Origin of the sequence: Mesorhizobium sp. M0045 (assembly GCF_040323385.1) — a bacterium.
GTDB lineage: Bacteria > Pseudomonadota > Alphaproteobacteria > Rhizobiales > Rhizobiaceae > Mesorhizobium.
On the sequence record NZ_JAMYUY010000013.1, the window covers coordinates 1 to 16235 of the forward strand.

Sequence of the window (16235 nt, forward strand, 5' to 3'; positions counted from 1 at the left end):
GCGAAGCCGGCGTCCGAAATACGGATGCCAACGATAATGGACTTCGACCTCCTGCCCAACATGGGCAGAATGACCCCGAGATTGCGCTCAATCGCAAGAACGTCCTCTTTGCAGGCTCCGATGGCGGCGCCGAACACTGGGCAGTCGTCGCCTCGCTGATCGAAACCTGCAAACTCAACGGCGTCGAGCCCCTTGGCTATCTCGCCGATGTCCTCACCAGGATCGTCAATGGCCACCCGAACAGCCAGATCGACGACCTGCTGCCCTGGGCCTACATCCCGGCTCCCGAGCTCAGGGCCGTGGCCTGAGAACAGCGCTCTGATGTCCGCTGTCAAGGTTTGGAACGCAGGAGGTCGCCCGATCCGAGGAACGGCTGCTCATTCTGATAGTCGCGCATGGGTGGAGGCGGAACTGAAGGACGTCGGTGATCAAGCTCTGATGCGCGGGTTGACTACCGCATTCCCGATTGTGCGTCCGGGGCTGTTCCTATCTTACTGCGGGCGTCGGCCATGTTGCCGGCCACAAAGCGTCTGACGGGCATTCCCCTGCCGTGGTCCCGCCTCCGCCCATGCGCGAGATGTGCGTCGTCGCGGCGAGCGATCAGGTGACGCGCGCCTCTCTTGCGACTGCCCACATGAAGCCGACCAGTTCACGGGCGATCGCGGTGCAGACGACCGTTGTCCGTTTGCCCCGAGCGCTCAGCATGCGATAGCGGGCTGTCAGGCGGGACTGCGCCTTCCAAGCGATCTCACGCACCTTCGGTGGCGCCTGCTCTAATCGGTATAGCTTCGCCTTCCCGACCTTGGGCGGATGTCGATAGGTCCAGGCGCTCTCGACCAACATGTGGCGAACCCGACCGTTGCCTGCCTTTGTGATGCCGCCGCGCCGGACCGTCTCCCCGGTTGAGCGCTCGCCGGGAACCAGACCGAGATATCCCATGAGCTGGCGTGGGCTTTCGAACCGGCTGGCGTCGCCGACTTCGGTGACGAACGTCACGGCGACAATCAGGTCTACCCCACGCAATGTCTGAAGCGCCCACACGATCGGTGCCAGCGACCAGGCCGGGACGAACTCTTCGATCACACGCTCCAGCCGCTCGACCCGCTCTTTCGAGACGCGCACCGCCTCGACCATCTCCTGGAGTGCGATCTGATGCGCGGGATGATCGAACCGCTGTTCCTGAAGCCAGCGTAGATAGCGCATCGTCCAGCTCTTCTTTCGCGGATAGCTACGGCCGTGCTTGAGCATGAATGCGCTCACCTGCTGGCGATGGACCCGTAGCGTCTCGACCGCGGCCGCCCGCGCGCGAACAAGATCCCGTATGGACTCGTGCCCTTCATCGGGAACCCACACCGCGATCAGCTCGCCGGCGCGCAATAGCCGGGCAAGGGAAATGGCGTCTCGGCGGTTCGTCTTCACCCGATCGCCGGGCTTCCTCGGTATCAATGATGGGGCAACCACGGTGCACTCATGCCCGAGCGACCGGATCAGGCGATAAAGGCCGTACCCGGTCGGCCCAGCCTCATAGCAGAAATGCACGTAATCAAAGCGGCTGGCGATCCGGCCTATGACCCGCCGCATGCTAATGGCCGACGCGTCGACCTCACCGAAGAAACGAACCTCTCCTTCCCGGCCTGCCTCCGCAATCGCAATAGCGTTCTTCAGCTTCGCAACATCGATTCCGACAAATGCTTCTCTATAATCCGCCACGACTCGTCCTCCTGTGGTGAGGATCGGCTCGGCCCGCCCGAGCAACCCTCGGACGCGCACTGTAGGGCGAGCCACCTCACCGGCAGAGGCGGACATACGGTCTTACGATAGCTACGGCCGTGCTTGAGCATGAATGCGCTCACCTGCTGGCGGTGGACGCGCAGCGTCTCAACTGCCGCAGCTCGGGCTCGGACGAGATCCCGCATGGACTCGTGCCCTTCATCGGGAACCCAAACCGCCGTCAGCTCGCCGGCCCGCAATAGCCGGGCGAGGGAGATAGCGTCGCGACGGTTCGTCTTTACCCGATCCCCAGGCTTCCTCGGTATCAATGATGGCGCAACCACGGTGCACTCGTGCCCGAGCGACCGGATCAGGCGATAAAGGCCGTACCCCGTCGGCCCAGCTTCGTAGCAGAAATGCACGTGATCAAAGCGGCTGGCGATCCGGCCGATGACCCGCCGCATGCTGGTAGCCGACGCGTCGACCTCGCCGAAGAAGCGAACTTCTCCTTCCCGGCCTGCCTCCGCAATCGCAATAGCGTTCTTCAGCTTCGCAACATCGATCCCGACAAATGCTTCTCTATAATCCGCCACGGCTCGTCCTCCTGTGGTGAGGATCGGCTCGGCCCGCCCGAGCAACCCTCGAACGCGCAGTGTAGGGCGAGCCACCTTACCGGCAGAGGCGGACATACGGTCTTACGATCAACCAGAAGACGGTTGCGAAGTGGAAGAGGCGAGCTTCGGTCACCGATCTGCCCACTGGCCCGAAGGAACCGAGATCGACGGTGCTCTCGATTGAGGAGGGGGCGGTCATTGTCGCTTTCCGCCGCTACACGCTGCTGCCGCTCGACGACTGCCTCTATGCGCTTCAGGCGACCATCCCGCACCTGACACGGTCTTCATTGCATCGCTGCCTGCAACGCCATGGCATCGGCCGGCTCCCGGATGTCGAGGGCGACAAACCGGCGAAGAGGAAATTCAAGAGCTACCCGATCGGCTACTTCCACATCGACATTGCCGAGGTCAGAACCGAGCAGGGCAAACTGCACATGTTCGTCGCTATGGACCGCACCTCGAAGTTCGCCTTCGTCGAGTTGCACGAGAAGGCCCCCACCGCCGTATCGAGAGACTTTCTACTGCGGCTGATCGCGGCCGTCCCCTACAAGATCCACCCCGTGCTTACCGACAACGGCATCCAGTTCACCACCCCCGGTGCCGGTGGCTCGGCGGTGCCGCTGATCAAGGAGGCAATCGCCAGTGGCGAGATCTTCCGTGCTCACGCCTTCGAATACGCCTGCGCCAGGAACGACATCGAGCACCGACGACCAAAGCCAGGCATCCGGGGACCAACGGCCAAGTCGAGAGAATGAACCGGACCATCAAGGACGCCACCGTCAAGCGCTTCTACTACGAGAGCCATGACCAACTACGCACCCATCTCGCCGACTTCGTTGCCGCTACAACTTCGCCCGCAGGCTCAAGACCCTCAAGGGTCTCACGCCCTACGAGTTCATCTGCAAGGCGTGGGCGTCACAACCGGAGCGCTTCAAAATCAATCCGCTCCAGCAAATGCCGGGACCGAACATCTAACTCGTCAAACGTGTTCTCCTCGACCATCCAAGGGAACCGCACCTGACGAGTGACTATGGCTCTTTGTCAGGACACAGGTTTGAATTCCACCTTTCCGGTCCACAACCCTGATACCGCGGCAGGACTCAGTTCAAGGGTTTTCGGCGTGATCGCTACCGAATAGCTGCGGGAGGTGCCGTCTGGAAGCTTGACGATGCCGCTATTCTGGAAGAGCAGCGGTATCTTGCCGCTCGCCAGAATGCCCTTGGGCACATCGAATTTTTGAGGAATTCCAAGATTCCCAATGCCCTGGAATCCGATACTGAGCGTCATATTGATGGCCGCTGGCGAAACAATGGAAATGTCGTAGCGGAAGCCTCCATCTCCCGGATCCTGGCTCAGCCTTGCAACGGTGCGAAGCGAGAAGCTCGTCTGTCCGGTAGCGCCAATTGAACCCCCGAATCCGCCACCTGGCGGGCAGACATTGCCAATGCCAAAAGGACCAGCCACCCGCCTGCCCCTGAAGTGCCAATGCACGTTGGCCCTTTGGAGGGAAACAGCTGAATTGACACTGACCAAGATAGAACTCGTGTCGGGAATCTCCATTGCAAATCCGGAGAGCGCCGCCGTCGCCTGAAGGCCGTCATTACCGCCTAGCTCAGCAAACGAGCCGCACCATGTAGGGTCATCCTTCCAGAAAAATCCATTGGCCCCCGTACTATTCACTTTGATCGTCCGCTGGTCAGGCGGCGCTGCGTTCAACGCAGCGAGTGCCTTGGACACCGGAGCAAGCGGGATCGACATGGCAATGTCCGCATCGGACACGCGGGTGCCTTCCATCAGCTTGATGACATCGGCGCGGATCACCTCGATCTGAGCGGGCAGATCTTCGTCAGCAACGCTCGGAATGACAGAGAATGCCGACATTGCGGCCAGCGCAGAAAGACATGCTCCTCTATGGATCAGTCGCATCACTTTGTTCCTGTATCGAGAGTTGCGTAGACGTAAATGCCTTCCGGCATCGCGACTACCCGCGAGAGGTGCGCCGTGACGGTTCCCGAAAACGAGGGAAGTGTCATAACGGCCTTTACCCCTGTCGTGGTGAATGGAATTTGCGTAGACGGCAAGGCGAATGTCTGGCTTTGCGACAGTGGCACCGAAACCACGCCGAGCGCATCATCCCTGTTGATCGCCTCCACAACCTTCGCCTGCAAAAGATCCCGGACCAAACCGCGCACATTGAAGTCGATGAAACGCCAAGAAATCTTTGGCACCAAACTGTCGACATGAACTTTTAGCCGGAGCGTATTGCTGTCAAAGACCGGTTCAAGACGGGCGACCGTTGAAACATCTGCCGTCACCCCGGATTTTTCGGCGGTCGCTACAATCGTCAACCCTGGGAAGCCCGCACGAAAGTCAGACCTGACGCTCTTTAGCTTTAGGGTGATATCCTGGGCTTCAAGCAGCTTCAACTCGATCCCATCAAAGGCCGATAGGACGCTGTCGATAATCGGCTGCGACAGGAAGGCCCTCGTCGCAAGCGGATCGGGCGTGCTCTTTTGTGCGGCCAGCCACGCCTTAAAGTCTGTCAGTGCCTGCAGTTCCGCCTTTTGTTCGGTTTGTCGCTGCGACTGGAGCGCTGCATCAGTGTCCTGTCTTATGAACGACCAGACACCGATCGCGACGAGGCCAGCCAAGATCAGAATCGGCAACCATAACCTTTTCATTGCCCCACCTAAAACGCCTGCGGTTGAGCGAAATATTAGTAATATTTAATACATTTGCAACTAATTCTTGTGGTTCCCTGATGCGTGCATCACTTCACAACGCCACTCAGTTGAAACCGCCGGGCGGGAAGAACAGCGGCCCATAGGCGTCCTCCGACGCCGACCCTTGCGCCTTCGCCCAGCTCTTGGCGTAGCGCCGGACCGCATCATAGCCGCCTTCGTAGCCAAGCCGGTGAAGCTCTTCGTATATCCGCACCAGCGTCAGGCGGTCACGGCCAAACTTCCCGCGGTTGCTGCTCAGGAGCGCATCGAACTGGTCCTGCCAGGGTCCGATCTTCGGCATCGGCTGCCGCTCGCGCTCATAGGAGAAGGACGTCTCGTCAGACCTGAGGATCTTGCTCACCGTGTTGCGCGACAGATGAAGGTCCCGGCAAATCCGTTTGACAGACCAGCCTTGAACATAAAAAGCGCGCCGAACACGGGCAATCGTATCCACCGACTTCATCCCCCTCCGGCCACGCGATGGATTGGCCGCTCCATTCGGGCGGCGCCTACGCGAGCTATCAGGACAAAGCTCGGTTGGCGAAGCGAGGCATCTGGCAAGGCGAGTTTCAACCGGCGTGGGAATGGCGTGCCGCGAAGCAGGCGGCGCCTGGGCCTGAAATCACGAGTCCAGTTCGACTGCTCTCCGGCTCATGTGACATCAAGGGCAACATCAGCAACATGGGCGTTCGCATCTACCACCTCCCCGGCCAGCGTTTCTATGACGAGACAGTGATCAGCCCAGCCAAGGGCGAGCGAATGTTCTGTTTAGAGGCCGAGGCGCGCGCGGCTGGTTGGCGTCGGTCGAAAAGGTGATATAGCTCCAATGTGCTTGGAGACTATGGTATAATCTGAGCCACTGCAGGTCGATGTCCGCTTTTCAGCGTTGCTGGTTCTGTCAACGTCTATGTGGGAAGCCGTTCGCGCCATCCATGCCCGATTTGGGTCACGGAAGCAGATTGTCGGCTATGGGGGAATCCGCCCGACTCCTTCCGATAGACGGAAGTCAGCTCTGTGGGAGCACTCTACGTCTCGATCGGCCGGAAAGTGGTCGCGCACGGGAGCGGCCTAAGTAGGTCAATCTGCGCCAAAAGGCGACTTGTGGATCAAGCTTTGGAACGCGGCTCCACAAGCCGACGCTTCGACACTACGGCCCAAATTAGCCCTCGCCGATGCTCCGGCTGCGCCAAAGGCTTGTTTGGATGCTTGGCAACCAGGGGCAGTTCTAAACCGGTCGGGCGGGGCCAGACTTTCGAGTTTCAAGGTAAGGCGCGATGGATTTGCAATGATCTCCACGACGAAACCATAGCGCTGGTTTGCTCGCGTAACCCTATGGACGTCCTGGGGGCCGCTCCTGCGGACTTGTCTTCATGGACGATTGCCATGGCCCGCTCAAGATTGCCTCTCACCTCGAAACCGATCCAGTCTCCGTCCATCAGGTGCGTTTGTCTCGGACAGGCCAGGAAATAATTCGCCGCCTGCTGAGCAACAAAGTTGAGTTGTCTCCTCTCATTAATCTTAATCCCCTCTAGCGGCGCGGTGTACGCCCCCCAAATTGCATCCTCAGCCTTTAACTTCACTGGCATCTCTGACCGAGCATAAACCCTGGTCACCATCAGACCATGCCTGAAATTCGAGGAGCCATTGATGAACTCGATCTGGACCGACCGTTCTCCTAGCACGATGATCGTGAGATTGCCGCCCCAGTAGCCGTTGAAGTCGATAATGTCGGTCCGGATGTTGTCCCTGCGATACCGCTCGACTTGGTTCCAATCGGCGACAATCTCTATAGCCACCCTCTTCGCTGCCGGATCGTTTTTGATCCAGCTCGGGACGAAAGGCTTCCCAGCCAGCGCAATTCCAGGCAACAATCCAACGGCGAGAAGGGCAAGGTGGGCAAAGCGCGCCATCGCAATCAGAGGCTCCTCCGAGCGGAGCGGCCGAGCTAAAGCGACCGCAATCGAAAGTCGACTAGGCCCATCCCTCAACGAAGAGAATACCCCAAAACAGGATCCACACCAGCAACCCCCCTTTGGCGGAACGGAACAAACTCACCGTCGCCGGAGTCGCCCCCAAGCGAACGCCCCACCTCGCGCGGGCCGATGTCTGCTGCCGAAAAGCGACGGAGGGGAAGGTTATCGCGCCAAGCTGATCGCCGCTCGGCAAAGGTCTGTTTCGGCCGCAAACGGACTGACGGGTTCGGGCCGTAAATATTCAGAGCGGACGTTCAAGATCGGTTTCATCGCTTCGACGTCCGAGACCCACGAGTTCGAAGAAGGCTTTGACGCGCTGTAGGTGACGGCCGTCGGGATGCGTGAGCACGCGCAATGCGCGGGTCAACTCGTGAATGGAGTCAACAACGAGTACAAGGTCCGATTGGGGATCGCCGAGCGCAATCGGCAGGGGCGCAACGGTTTGTTTCGCATCCAAACCCCTAACCGCAGCCGAAGAAGTGGCAAATTATCGTTCCGATCAGGGTTATCCCGGCTATCACGCCAGCAACATGCTCGTATGTCTCGCGAGGCAAATTTCTGTCACGGGCTTGGTTGTAATCCGAAACCGTGCAGTTGGGGTATTTGGTGCTGGTCGACACCCTGAGCAACTCGCGTCCTGGGTTGATGTCTCCTGTTTTCCATTCCACCACGAGGTTGGTGTTTTGGCACGATACGTGGAACAAGTAGTCAGTCCCTTGGGCTTCGCTCGCCAAGAAAGACGGCACCAGCACCGCGATGCACCACAGTTTGCGAGATTTCATTGCCTTCCCCACAACCGATTATTCGGGAGAGCGAGAGATTGGCCTCATTGTAAGGAACCGAAGCATTGCGCGCTTCACCCTCAAGGGTGAAGCGCGTCGGTAGGCATCATAAGTAGGATTGCCATCGCCGCATGACCCAATTGGGTCAAATGCGGGCGGGTTTAGTCAGCCCCAGCCGCGGGAGCTCTACTGGTTCGGCCTCTCCCCGGTTTTGGCTAGGCGATTCACACATCTCGCAGGCTCCAGCCATGCGCGATGGATTGGAAGTACTGAAGGCCGTGGCGGAAAGTGATTGGGCCTGGTGGTTTGGATTTGGGATAGCCGTCCCATCCTCCGAGTTTGGCGACGATCCAGGCGGCCCAGGCCAAGGACTTGGGCGGGTGAGGGTTTTTCTGGAGAGCGGTCTTGCCTTCCAACTTGGGCACCAGGGCCTGCAAGGTGTCGATCTCGGCGGGCGTAAAGACGATCTCGGCGGATTGAGCGGATGCTCCGTCGCGGGCTTGGACAAGCTGCACGATGATGCAGGCGGCGCGCGCGGCGATGGCGGTCAGCTTCATCAACCGCTCGGCGGTTTCCAACTGCCTGTCCTCCAGTTGCAGGCCTTGCTGCTTCAAGGTGCGGAAGAACTGCTCGATGGTCCAGCGCATCCGGTCCCAGGCAACCACCTGCCAAGCCATGGCTGCGTCCTGAACGCTATAGGTGGTCAGCAGGCGCCACACGATTGGCTCGGCATCCGCAGGTGCACCCACCTCAAGCACTTCCACCAAGCTCACCGTCACTGTCTTGGCCAGCCCTTTTTCGATGCAGTTTTGTGGGCGCTTGAGGGCGACTTGGCCGAAGCGGGCCACCAGATGGGCCGTGCGCGCCGGCCGGCCAGGACGAGCGCGCAGCTCCACATCGGCTTCACCGGCCGGCTGCAGCTTTGCCGTCGAGAGCTTGCCGCCCTCGATCAAGCGGTCGCTCATGGCGCGGGTCAGGATATGGAAGTTCGCAGCCGGCACGCGGTCCCACTTGACGTAGATGTCGCTCTCGCGATCGCTTACCTCCGTCACCATCGCAGCCCTCACCAGCACGCCCTTGGCGGCTTCGGCCGTGGTCAGCCAGCGGTGCGATTCCTTGTCGCTCGACAAGCGTTGGCTATGTGGCGTTTCCACCCGGCCTTCGCGCGTCCAGATCTGGCCCGATACCAGCCCGAGCACCTCGCCCGTTCCCGCATCCAGCGCCAACATCGCATGCAGCAGCACGCCCCGGCCGTTGCCGGCCCTTGCCAGTCTCCCCCAAACCTCGCCGATGCTGCGCCGTGGTCGTAAAGTTGATCTCGCTGGTGTCCTGGATCGCCAGCACGTGGTGGCCCGCGCAGGCCTGCGAGCTCGTCGACCCCCATCCTTCGATCAGGTTTTGCGTCGTCACGCGCCCGTTCGCCAGGAACCGGCCAAAGCCAACGATCCGGCCGCGAGAACCTCCCGCCAGTCGCCGAACGCAAACGCTCTGTCGATCCACCATGTGGCCCAGCAACTGGGCCCCCTTTTTTGCAGGCGCTCGTCGCCGAACGCTCCCAACTCGATCTCATTGGCCGACATCGCGATACCTCCTCAATCTGAGTATCGCCAACAGAATCACATCCCAACGCCACACAGCCAATCAAAAGCGAGTCATTCGCCTCACACGATGTGTGATCCCCTAGCCAGTTTTGGTGGAAATTCGCCGCGCCATTCTGCGCCTAGTGAACCTGGACTCCTCACCAGAATAGAGCATTCCGCCATGTAGGCACGCACCGGGTTACGGTAGATTTGGGAACCGTTCAGAAGTCCCGCATAGGTCTCGGGCGAAATTTGATTGCGTTGCCTTCGATCATCACATCGAACAGCCCGTAAGGAACCTGGTTCTTGTTTGCGATGGACACCTCACGTTTATCGTATGTCGTCATAAGCATTTTGTAACTATCCGTAGCCGGGGGCAGGTCCAGATCCGTGTCTTTCAGCCAATCCAGATCCTTGCTGATCCGAGGAGCGTTTGACTTGCTCACGACGGGCCTCTTGATTGCGACCCACGTACGGCATCCTTGGTAGGCGTCTGAGTTTCCCCGGCTTCCGTGCTGGATGTAAAAGACAAATCCTTTGTCGTCGAAGGTTTCACGGTCGGGGCCGGTGCAGCTGCTTCCGCCATTGCCGTCACCGCCGTTGTCATCCCATTTAGCTGTCTTTTGAGCATCCTTGTCCAGAATCCACCCGGCTTCCTGAAGTTCCTTTTTTATGTTCACCCGCTTCGGGAACGGTTTGTCTTTTCCCCTTTCCTTGAAGTACTCAGGACCGTAAGTGTCTGTCTCCCAAGTCACCTCCTTAACTATGGGATCGATGTTGACCGTGCCCGGAATGGTAGGAAGCACGGCTATCACGACGTCTCTTTCCGCGCTTTCCGATCGAAACCACGAAACCGGATTGTTCCATCGGGATCGGTCGATATCGTAAGTTACCTTGTACTTGAGCGCTTTCGTATCGGCCTGCTTCGCCACTTCCGCTCTTGCCACCAAAAAGGTGATGCTGTTGTCAGATGGCTTTTGAAACTCGACCGATCCGTTGGGACCGATCACCTTCGGGTTTGCCTTAGCAATCCCGGAACCGATTACTTGTACGACAAGAGTGTCAGTGCCGACCGGAAGGGCGACAGAGGGTCTGTAGAAGGTGAATTGAGGTTCTCGTGATGAGAAGGGTATTTTCTCAAGTGCTCTGGCGAGGCTCGCTGTAGCTGACTGGAGATCCACGAATGTGACCGCTTCGCCCTTCTCGATCCGGGTAGCCGTGTTCTCGAACTCCTGAAACACCTGTGCAAGAGTATCGTCTACTGCCGCCTTGCCGTCCTTGATGAGGCTGCCGTTGGCTTCTTTCCATGCTGAGATGACCTTTAGGGCCTGCTCCGCAAAGCGCTGCGCGATCTCGTCGCCGGCTGCGACAGCATTGTTCTTGGCATCTTTCAAGCTTTTCTCCACGCCGAGAATATCAAGCGGTGTGTCGGCCCGGATGTCGTAGGCAGAAGCAAAAACCAACAAGCCTGAAGCAAATAGTATTTTCGCCCTCATCTCACTTCCTCCAAAGAACAAGCTTCACACCTGCTGCCTTTTTACATGCAAACATAAGCATATGCAGGATGTCCCGGTGCACACATCGCAGGACAAATATTGATCCGGACCATTTGATTTGCGCAACGGGGTTCCGGTGCAGTTGAAGCGGGTGTTGGCCCCCAGCACCCGCAAACCTGCATTCCAAAGCCTGGCGGGAACCCTGCTCCGGCAGCCGCCCTGGTCGGCACTATGGCAAGCGGCACGAGTGCGCCCGTAATCGGCCCTTGAGTTGTGTCGCACCAACAGGGAGTTCCAACCGGAGCGGAACCATTGACTTGGCAAGGACCTATCCAGGTATGGCAGACACTGGAGCTTCCGCTCGCCGAAAAATTGGCGACCGGGCGGTTGACCATGAACTCGGTCGTTTGTCCTGTCGACGAAAACTCGTTGGAGTTGCGAATGGCTGCCCATGCCAAATATCTTGTCTCGGCTTCGTAAGCTTCACGCTCGACGCTTTCGTGGCTCCTGAGATAGCGGAGGGCGAAGTCATGCAAGCCCCATTGCTGATACTGCCCAACGTGTGTCAGTTCATGAACCCAAAGAGTTGGATTGTAGAGGGCGTCATTTTGGTCCTTGAAGACGATCACGTAATCCAGCGTAATCGCCTGCGCCTCGCCATACCGAATTGAGTTCACCTGGAGCGTAAGATCGCCGCCGCCCTGAACTCTAAATCTTGCCGCATCGAGGATGTGGTCCGGGATAAATCCGACCAAATTGTTCCGGATTTCGGGAGGTACGGGCTCCACCCCATTGTTCAAAGCATCGTCTCTTGAGCGGGCAATCAATTCCTGCAGGATGGGCGCACCGGACTGGACAAGGGTTTCATTCACGAGTTGCGACGCTCCCTCCTCTATGGCTTTGTATGGAGGGATTGCCTCCTTTATTTCACGATGCGCGTCATCGAGCCTGGTTCCGACGCCCGGGGCGACCGTGTTGATCAAATCGCCAATCAAGCCGCCAGCCGTCGCTGTTGAAACAAAGCAGGCCATTGCCGTGAAAAGGACTGCCTTTCCTATCGCTGAATAGCCCAAAGGCATGAGCTGGCTCCTTCGCGACATCGGCGGAATTCTCATCGACGTGGCGTCCTCCGTGCCAAAATTGGCGTACGCCCGATCGAGAACATCATACAAGGGAACAGTTGCCGCCTGCATGACCCAATTGGGTGATGCCTATTGTGCTCCTAGCCGAAACCTGGAGAGCAGAGCCATCAGATCAGACTGACGATGGGTTTCGGTCTTCGCAAAGACAGCTTTCAGCTGGTTTCTGGCTGTCTCATAGGTGATGCAGAGGTGCTCAGCTACGGCGAGCAGGCAATCTCCCCCAGCCAGCATTCCCGCCAGTTTGGCCTCGGCCAGGGTGAGCCCGAAACAGGACATCAAAACCGTCTCCGTGGGCCGCGACCGAATGTCGGGGTCGACGAAGACCGCGGCGGCCTGGCAGGGCGAAAGAGAATTGTGCGTGACCTTCGGTAGCCGCAGCAGGTAAGCCAGCAGCGGACGCCCTCCGGAGTGCGGTCTCGGCAGCTGGACGGGCGGCACCATTGCGGCCGAGCCGGGAGTTCGGAGCAACTCGTTCAGGCTCCTGTCGAATGTATCGGTGGCATTCCTGCTCCCGGAAACAAGCCGCCCGGATACAATCCTGAGATCCTGGTCTAGCAGGGCCTCGGCCGGTCCGTTGATCCCGACAACGGCACCGTCGCGCCCCAACATCGCAGCCGGCGTCCCGGTCGCCATGAAGGCGTCGCACGCCGCCTCGAACCGGGCATAGCCGATCGCACTGGCAAAGGCGGCCGCTGTTCCCAATCGCTGCGACAAATCCGCCAGTTCAATGACTTCCCGGCGATCGAATGGTCCCTGTCGGCTCGTTCTTTGGATCGAGAGGCACCAGAGGTCATCTCCTGCAGCCACCTTCACCCCGGCAAACCACCGCAAACCAAATGGGGCGAGGAATTCCTGATAATATGGATGGCGTGCCATTTCGGCTTCCGAGACGATGTCGAGATCGACACCGGCACCCCGTTGGTGAAGGACGGGAGCTATTCGGTAGCGGATGTCCCTGTGGATCCAACCGCCTCTCACGTACTCATCAAACGAGGGTTCTAACGTGCGGCCGCGCGGGATGCCGGGCAAATGATTGTTCGCGTCAAAAAGGATCGCACCGTAGCTCCGAGTAGCCTCCGAGACGGCCTCCATTGCCGATCCCCAGAGTCCCGGGTCAAGTGCAGCTTGGGCAAACGCCGAGCTGATCGAGTCCAAATCGAACGCAGCGCCCATATCCCCACTCTTCCTAGGGTCGAACGATGGATCGATGCATTAGAACACAACTCAGGGCAGATTTCGACTCATGCAAATGGGGGCCGGGGCCTACAAGCAACCAAGGACCTGGAGAGGCCTTGGATCGTGGTCCGCTTGCCGCGCATTCGACTTCCCAGATCGCCTGTTTTCAAGTCAGCGAACTTTGGGGCATAAATGCCGAGAGTTGGTCGGAACCCCTCGCGGAGCAGGACCGCATAACTTGGAGCACTTGGGGACCGCAAGCTTAGGCCGCCCCCCTAAGGTCACCGCCGTGCTTTTGGCACCATTGCCGCGGAATCGGACGAGCAGTGACAGGGCCAGCCAAATCTTTGGTGACAAACGGAAATAAACCCGGAACTTTTTCTCGGTTCATCGCTCAATTCATTCTTGCAAGCGCTGGATGATCCTGCAAGAAACCTGAACAATCTTTCGCGAGTAGAGGACAGGGGTGGCAGCGGCGCGCCATCAGCCTCACAATCCCAAGAGGGTCAAGGATTCGAGCGTGGCTTCAGCTGGGTGGACGTCGGTTTTTGAAAATTTCGGCCTGAAAGCCGTATCGCGAACCGATAAGGAAAAACAGGCCTATTTGCCAAATGAGGAGCAGCGCGCGGCATTGGCTGCAGCCGGCTATCTGCCAAGCTCAGGACCATCCGCTGATCTCATCGACATAGAGGTGCTTGGAGAGGTACGTGCCCCTTTGCCGACCTCATATTACAGCTCTTTACGCGCAGGTTCCGGTCGTGAGCCGGAAACGCGAATAGGGCGCGGGTTAATCACATGGGCTGAAGAAGGAGATCAGCTCGTAATCGGCAATATCGGAAATCGTGTGTACGTCGTGAAGGCCAACGAATGCACGCCGGAAATGGCTAAATCGTCCATACAGAGACGTGTCACGCAGGCATTCAAGCCGCGCGCGCGATTGTTGCAACTGCTTGGCGATCAGCTGATTGGATCTTCAAAGCTGGCGGTCTTCGAACTTGTGAAGAATGCATATGATGCGGACGCCAGTGAGGTAACAATCACTCTCGGTGATCTGTCCACTGAAGCCCCTTGGATACGGGTGCAGGACAATGGACAGGGAATGTCACTCGATACTATCCGGGACGTTTGGCTGGTCCCGGGGGACGATCACCGTGAAAGGGATCGCGATCAGGATCGTAGGTCTCCGAGGTATCGACGCTTGCCGCTCGGCGAAAAGGGAGTTGGACGTTTCGCAGTGCACAAGCTCGGCGGAAAGGTCCGGATGACAACCCGGGCGGCCGGAAACCGCGAATGCTTCGTGTCTATAGATTGGTCCGAATTGATGTCGGCACGGTTCCTAGAGGATGCGCCTGTCACTGTAACCGAGCGCGAAGCCAAAATCTTCACCGGTGAGAAAACGGGTACCAGAATCCGAATAGATAACCTCAGCCAGAAGGATTGGTCGCGAGGAGAGGTCAGAGACCTTTACCGGCAAGTTACCTCCATATCTTCGCCATTCTCTGCAAAAGACGACAATTTCGTAATAAATTTCAAGGTTCCCGGGTTCGAGAGCTGGATTTCAGAACTTCCGGACGCCTCGGAGCTGGTCGAGCGAGCACCATGGCGCTTCGAGTTTGATTTTGACGGCACAACATTCCGCTATACCTACGAGTTCCGGGGCGCCCCCGGAGTTCGGGTAGAGCCTCGCACAGTCCAGCAGAATGAACCGTTGCAGATTAACGCGGAACGTGAGCCGGATGATCTGGACGCTGCATCGGGGCCAAGGCCCAAGCGTTCCATCGGCATCGTCGCCGATAGTTCGACCATCAACGGCATAGGGCGGCTTAAAGGCACGCTGTACGTGTTTGATCGAGATCGCGAGATCATGTCGAAGTACGCACAGTCGCGCCTGATCGAGCGCTTCCTTGATCAAAATGGCGGCGTACGAGTCTACCGCGATGATATCCGCATTTACAATTACGGGGAGCCCGGAGACGATTGGCTCGGCCTCGACCTCCGACGCGTCAACAGCCCTTCGAGAAATCTCAGTCGAAACATAGTGTTGGGCTTCGTTGACCTTGACCTGGAGGCGAGCACCCAGCTCAAGGAGAAGACCAACAGAGAGGGTTTTGTCGAAAACGGGGCCTACCGCAGGCTGCGCCAACTTGTTCTCGGAGCAATTAGCGTTTTTGAGACCGAACGGCGCCTCGACAAGCAGCGGATCCGCGCTGTGACCGGAAAGGCTCCCAGTGCAGATCGGGATGTCGCAGGTCCAATTGGCGATGTGCGCAAGGTTGCTCGCTCAAAGGGATTTCTGCCTGACATCGATCCCTCACTCAAGCGGGTTGAACAGGAGTTTTACCAGCTCAGAGAGGATTTCCTGCGTGCCGGCATTTCACAGGTCGGTCTTGCCGTCGTTTTTCATGAAGTTGAGCGCGGAATAGGTGCTCTCGCAACCGCATTAGCCGATGGCGCGAATATAGCTGATCTGAGAACACAGGTTGGTCAACTTCAGGGAGTTCTGGAAACTTCGACCCAGTTGCTGCGAAAGGGTGACAAGAAATCGTATTCCCTTAGACAGCTCGCGCGGAGAGCTCGGGACATCACACTGGTCCGCTTCCGCATTCATAAGGTGCAACTTGTTTGTCCAGCTCTTGAGGAAGGGACAGAAGACGCAAGTTCCGTGTTCGCGTTCGGACTGGCGCTCGGCGCTGTCACCAACATCATCGATAACGCCATCCATTGGCTGAAGGTGAGCACGCCCGATAGCACGACATCTGGCGCCCGGCGGATTTTTATGAACGTTGTTCCTAACTACAAGGGGCGCCCTGCGCTGGTGATTGCTGATAACGGCCCCGGTTTTAGGGATCCTCCCGAGCAGCTTGTCGAGCCATTTTTTTCGCGTCGTCCCGACGGCATGGGACTGGGCCTTTACTACGCCAATCTCGCAATGAGCCTAAACGATGGGGAGCTTCTGTTCCCCGCGATGGACGATTTCGACGTTCCGGAAGATTTCAATGGCGCCGTGGTGGCGTTGGTATTCAAGGGGGATAGATAGAC

General features: G+C 58.4%; 15 protein-coding genes and 3 pseudogenes. 4 read left to right on the plus strand and 14 right to left on the minus strand.

Features of this window, described 5'->3' with window-relative positions; genetic code table 11:
• On the plus strand, window positions 1-308 hold a 308-nt coding region (locus NKJ72_RS20025), incomplete at its 5' end, for a transposase domain-containing protein (RefSeq protein WP_352479050.1).
• A gap of 292 nt (window positions 309-600) precedes the next feature.
• Here NKJ72_RS20025 and NKJ72_RS20030 read toward each other — a convergent pair.
• Both NKJ72_RS20030 and NKJ72_RS20035 read right to left on the minus strand, forming a co-directional pair.
• Window positions 601-1710, minus strand: a complete 1110-nt coding sequence (locus tag NKJ72_RS20030) for an IS110 family RNA-guided transposase (protein WP_502901876.1) — start codon at window positions 1708-1710, stop codon at window positions 601-603.
• A gap of 107 nt (window positions 1711-1817) precedes the next feature.
• Window positions 1818-2303 (minus strand): annotated as a pseudogene (locus NKJ72_RS20035) (IS110 family transposase); the annotation flags it as partial.
• Between the two features lie 107 nt (window positions 2304-2410).
• Between NKJ72_RS20035 and NKJ72_RS20040 the strand changes: the two are divergent.
• A pseudogene (locus tag NKJ72_RS20040) lies at window positions 2411-3299 on the plus strand (IS481 family transposase).
• 66 nt (window positions 3300-3365) lie between these two features.
• Here NKJ72_RS20040 and NKJ72_RS20045 read toward each other — a convergent pair.
• From NKJ72_RS20045 to NKJ72_RS20060, 4 genes and pseudogenes are all read right to left on the minus strand, one after another.
• Complete coding sequence (locus NKJ72_RS20045) at window positions 3366-4250, minus strand: hypothetical protein (protein WP_352479052.1); 885 nt, start codon at window positions 4248-4250, stop codon at window positions 3366-3368.
• Window positions 4250-4990, minus strand: a complete 741-nt coding sequence (locus NKJ72_RS20050) for a hypothetical protein (RefSeq protein ID WP_352479053.1) — start codon at window positions 4988-4990, stop codon at window positions 4250-4252. Before NKJ72_RS20050 ends, NKJ72_RS20045 begins: the two co-directional genes overlap by 1 nt.
• Window positions 4991-5111: 121 nt before the next feature.
• Complete coding sequence (locus NKJ72_RS20055; RefSeq protein ID WP_352479204.1) at window positions 5112-5408, minus strand: hypothetical protein; 297 nt, start codon at window positions 5406-5408, stop codon at window positions 5112-5114.
• Between the two features lie 3 nt (window positions 5409-5411).
• Window positions 5412-5510, minus strand: a pseudogene (locus NKJ72_RS20060) (hypothetical protein); the annotation flags it as partial.
• A gap of 17 nt (window positions 5511-5527) precedes the next feature.
• On the opposite strand from NKJ72_RS20060, the gene NKJ72_RS20065 reads away from it, so the two are divergent.
• Window positions 5528-5863 carry a sunset domain-containing protein gene (locus NKJ72_RS20065; protein WP_352479054.1) on the plus strand — a complete coding sequence of 112 codons (336 nt, stop codon included), beginning with the start codon at window positions 5528-5530 and terminating at the stop codon, window positions 5861-5863.
• A 443-nt stretch (window positions 5864-6306) separates the two neighbouring features.
• On the opposite strand, the gene NKJ72_RS20070 is transcribed toward NKJ72_RS20065, so the two are convergent.
• The 8 genes from NKJ72_RS20070 to NKJ72_RS20105 all read right to left on the minus strand — a co-directional run bounded on the left by NKJ72_RS20070 (window position 6307) and on the right by NKJ72_RS20105 (window position 13193).
• Window positions 6307-6957 (minus strand): hypothetical protein, encoded by a 651-nt coding sequence (locus NKJ72_RS20070; RefSeq protein ID WP_352479055.1) that lies wholly within the window; start codon window positions 6955-6957, stop codon window positions 6307-6309.
• A gap of 304 nt (window positions 6958-7261) precedes the next feature.
• Complete coding sequence (locus tag NKJ72_RS20075; RefSeq protein WP_352479056.1) at window positions 7262-7477, minus strand: hypothetical protein; 216 nt, start codon at window positions 7475-7477, stop codon at window positions 7262-7264.
• Window positions 7478-7481: 4 nt separating this feature from the next.
• Window positions 7482-7802 (minus strand): hypothetical protein, encoded by a 321-nt coding sequence (locus NKJ72_RS20080; protein WP_352479057.1) that lies wholly within the window; start codon window positions 7800-7802, stop codon window positions 7482-7484.
• 224 nt (window positions 7803-8026) lie between these two features.
• Entirely contained in the window at window positions 8027-9046 is a 1020-nt protein-coding gene (locus tag NKJ72_RS20085; protein ID WP_352479058.1) for an IS4 family transposase, read from the minus strand.
• 162 nt (window positions 9047-9208) lie between these two features.
• Window positions 9209-9382, minus strand: coding sequence for a hypothetical protein (locus NKJ72_RS20090; protein WP_352479059.1), 174 nt, complete (start codon window positions 9380-9382; stop codon window positions 9209-9211).
• Between the two features lie 221 nt (window positions 9383-9603).
• Entirely contained in the window at window positions 9604-10878 is a 1275-nt protein-coding gene (locus NKJ72_RS20095) for a hypothetical protein (protein ID WP_352479060.1), read from the minus strand.
• A gap of 41 nt (window positions 10879-10919) precedes the next feature.
• A complete protein-coding gene (locus NKJ72_RS20100) occupies window positions 10920-11957 on the minus strand; it encodes an eCIS core domain-containing protein (protein WP_352479061.1) in 1038 nt (345 codons plus the stop codon).
• Between the two features lie 132 nt (window positions 11958-12089).
• Window positions 12090-13193, minus strand: coding sequence for a helix-turn-helix transcriptional regulator (locus NKJ72_RS20105; protein WP_352479062.1), 1104 nt, complete (start codon window positions 13191-13193; stop codon window positions 12090-12092).
• Window positions 13194-13716: 523 nt separating this feature from the next.
• Here NKJ72_RS20105 and NKJ72_RS20110 point away from each other — a divergent pair.
• Window positions 13717-16233 (plus strand): ATP-binding protein, encoded by a 2517-nt coding sequence (locus tag NKJ72_RS20110; RefSeq protein ID WP_352479063.1) that lies wholly within the window; start codon window positions 13717-13719, stop codon window positions 16231-16233.
• Window positions 16234-16235: the final 2 nt, after the last annotated feature.

Coding starts and splice junctions, on each gene's coding strand:
- NKJ72_RS20045 (WP_352479052.1), bottom strand. CDS start 4,250: ATGCGACTGATCCATAGAGGAGCATGTCTTTCTGCGCTGGCCGCAATG.
- NKJ72_RS20080 (WP_352479057.1), bottom strand. CDS start 7,802: ATGAAATCTCGCAAACTGTGGTGCATCGCGGTGCTGGTGCCGTCTTTC.
- NKJ72_RS20065 (WP_352479054.1), top strand. CDS start 5,528: ATGGATTGGCCGCTCCATTCGGGCGGCGCCTACGCGAGCTATCAGGAC.
- NKJ72_RS20105 (WP_352479062.1), bottom strand. CDS start 13,193: ATGGGCGCTGCGTTCGATTTGGACTCGATCAGCTCGGCGTTTGCCCAA.
- NKJ72_RS20100 (WP_352479061.1), bottom strand. CDS start 11,957: ATGCCTTTGGGCTATTCAGCGATAGGAAAGGCAGTCCTTTTCACGGCA.
- NKJ72_RS20095 (WP_352479060.1), bottom strand. CDS start 10,878: ATGAGGGCGAAAATACTATTTGCTTCAGGCTTGTTGGTTTTTGCTTCT.
- NKJ72_RS20090 (WP_352479059.1), bottom strand. CDS start 9,382: ATGTCGGCCAATGAGATCGAGTTGGGAGCGTTCGGCGACGAGCGCCTG.
- NKJ72_RS20070 (WP_352479055.1), bottom strand. CDS start 6,957: ATGGCGCGCTTTGCCCACCTTGCCCTTCTCGCCGTTGGATTGTTGCCT.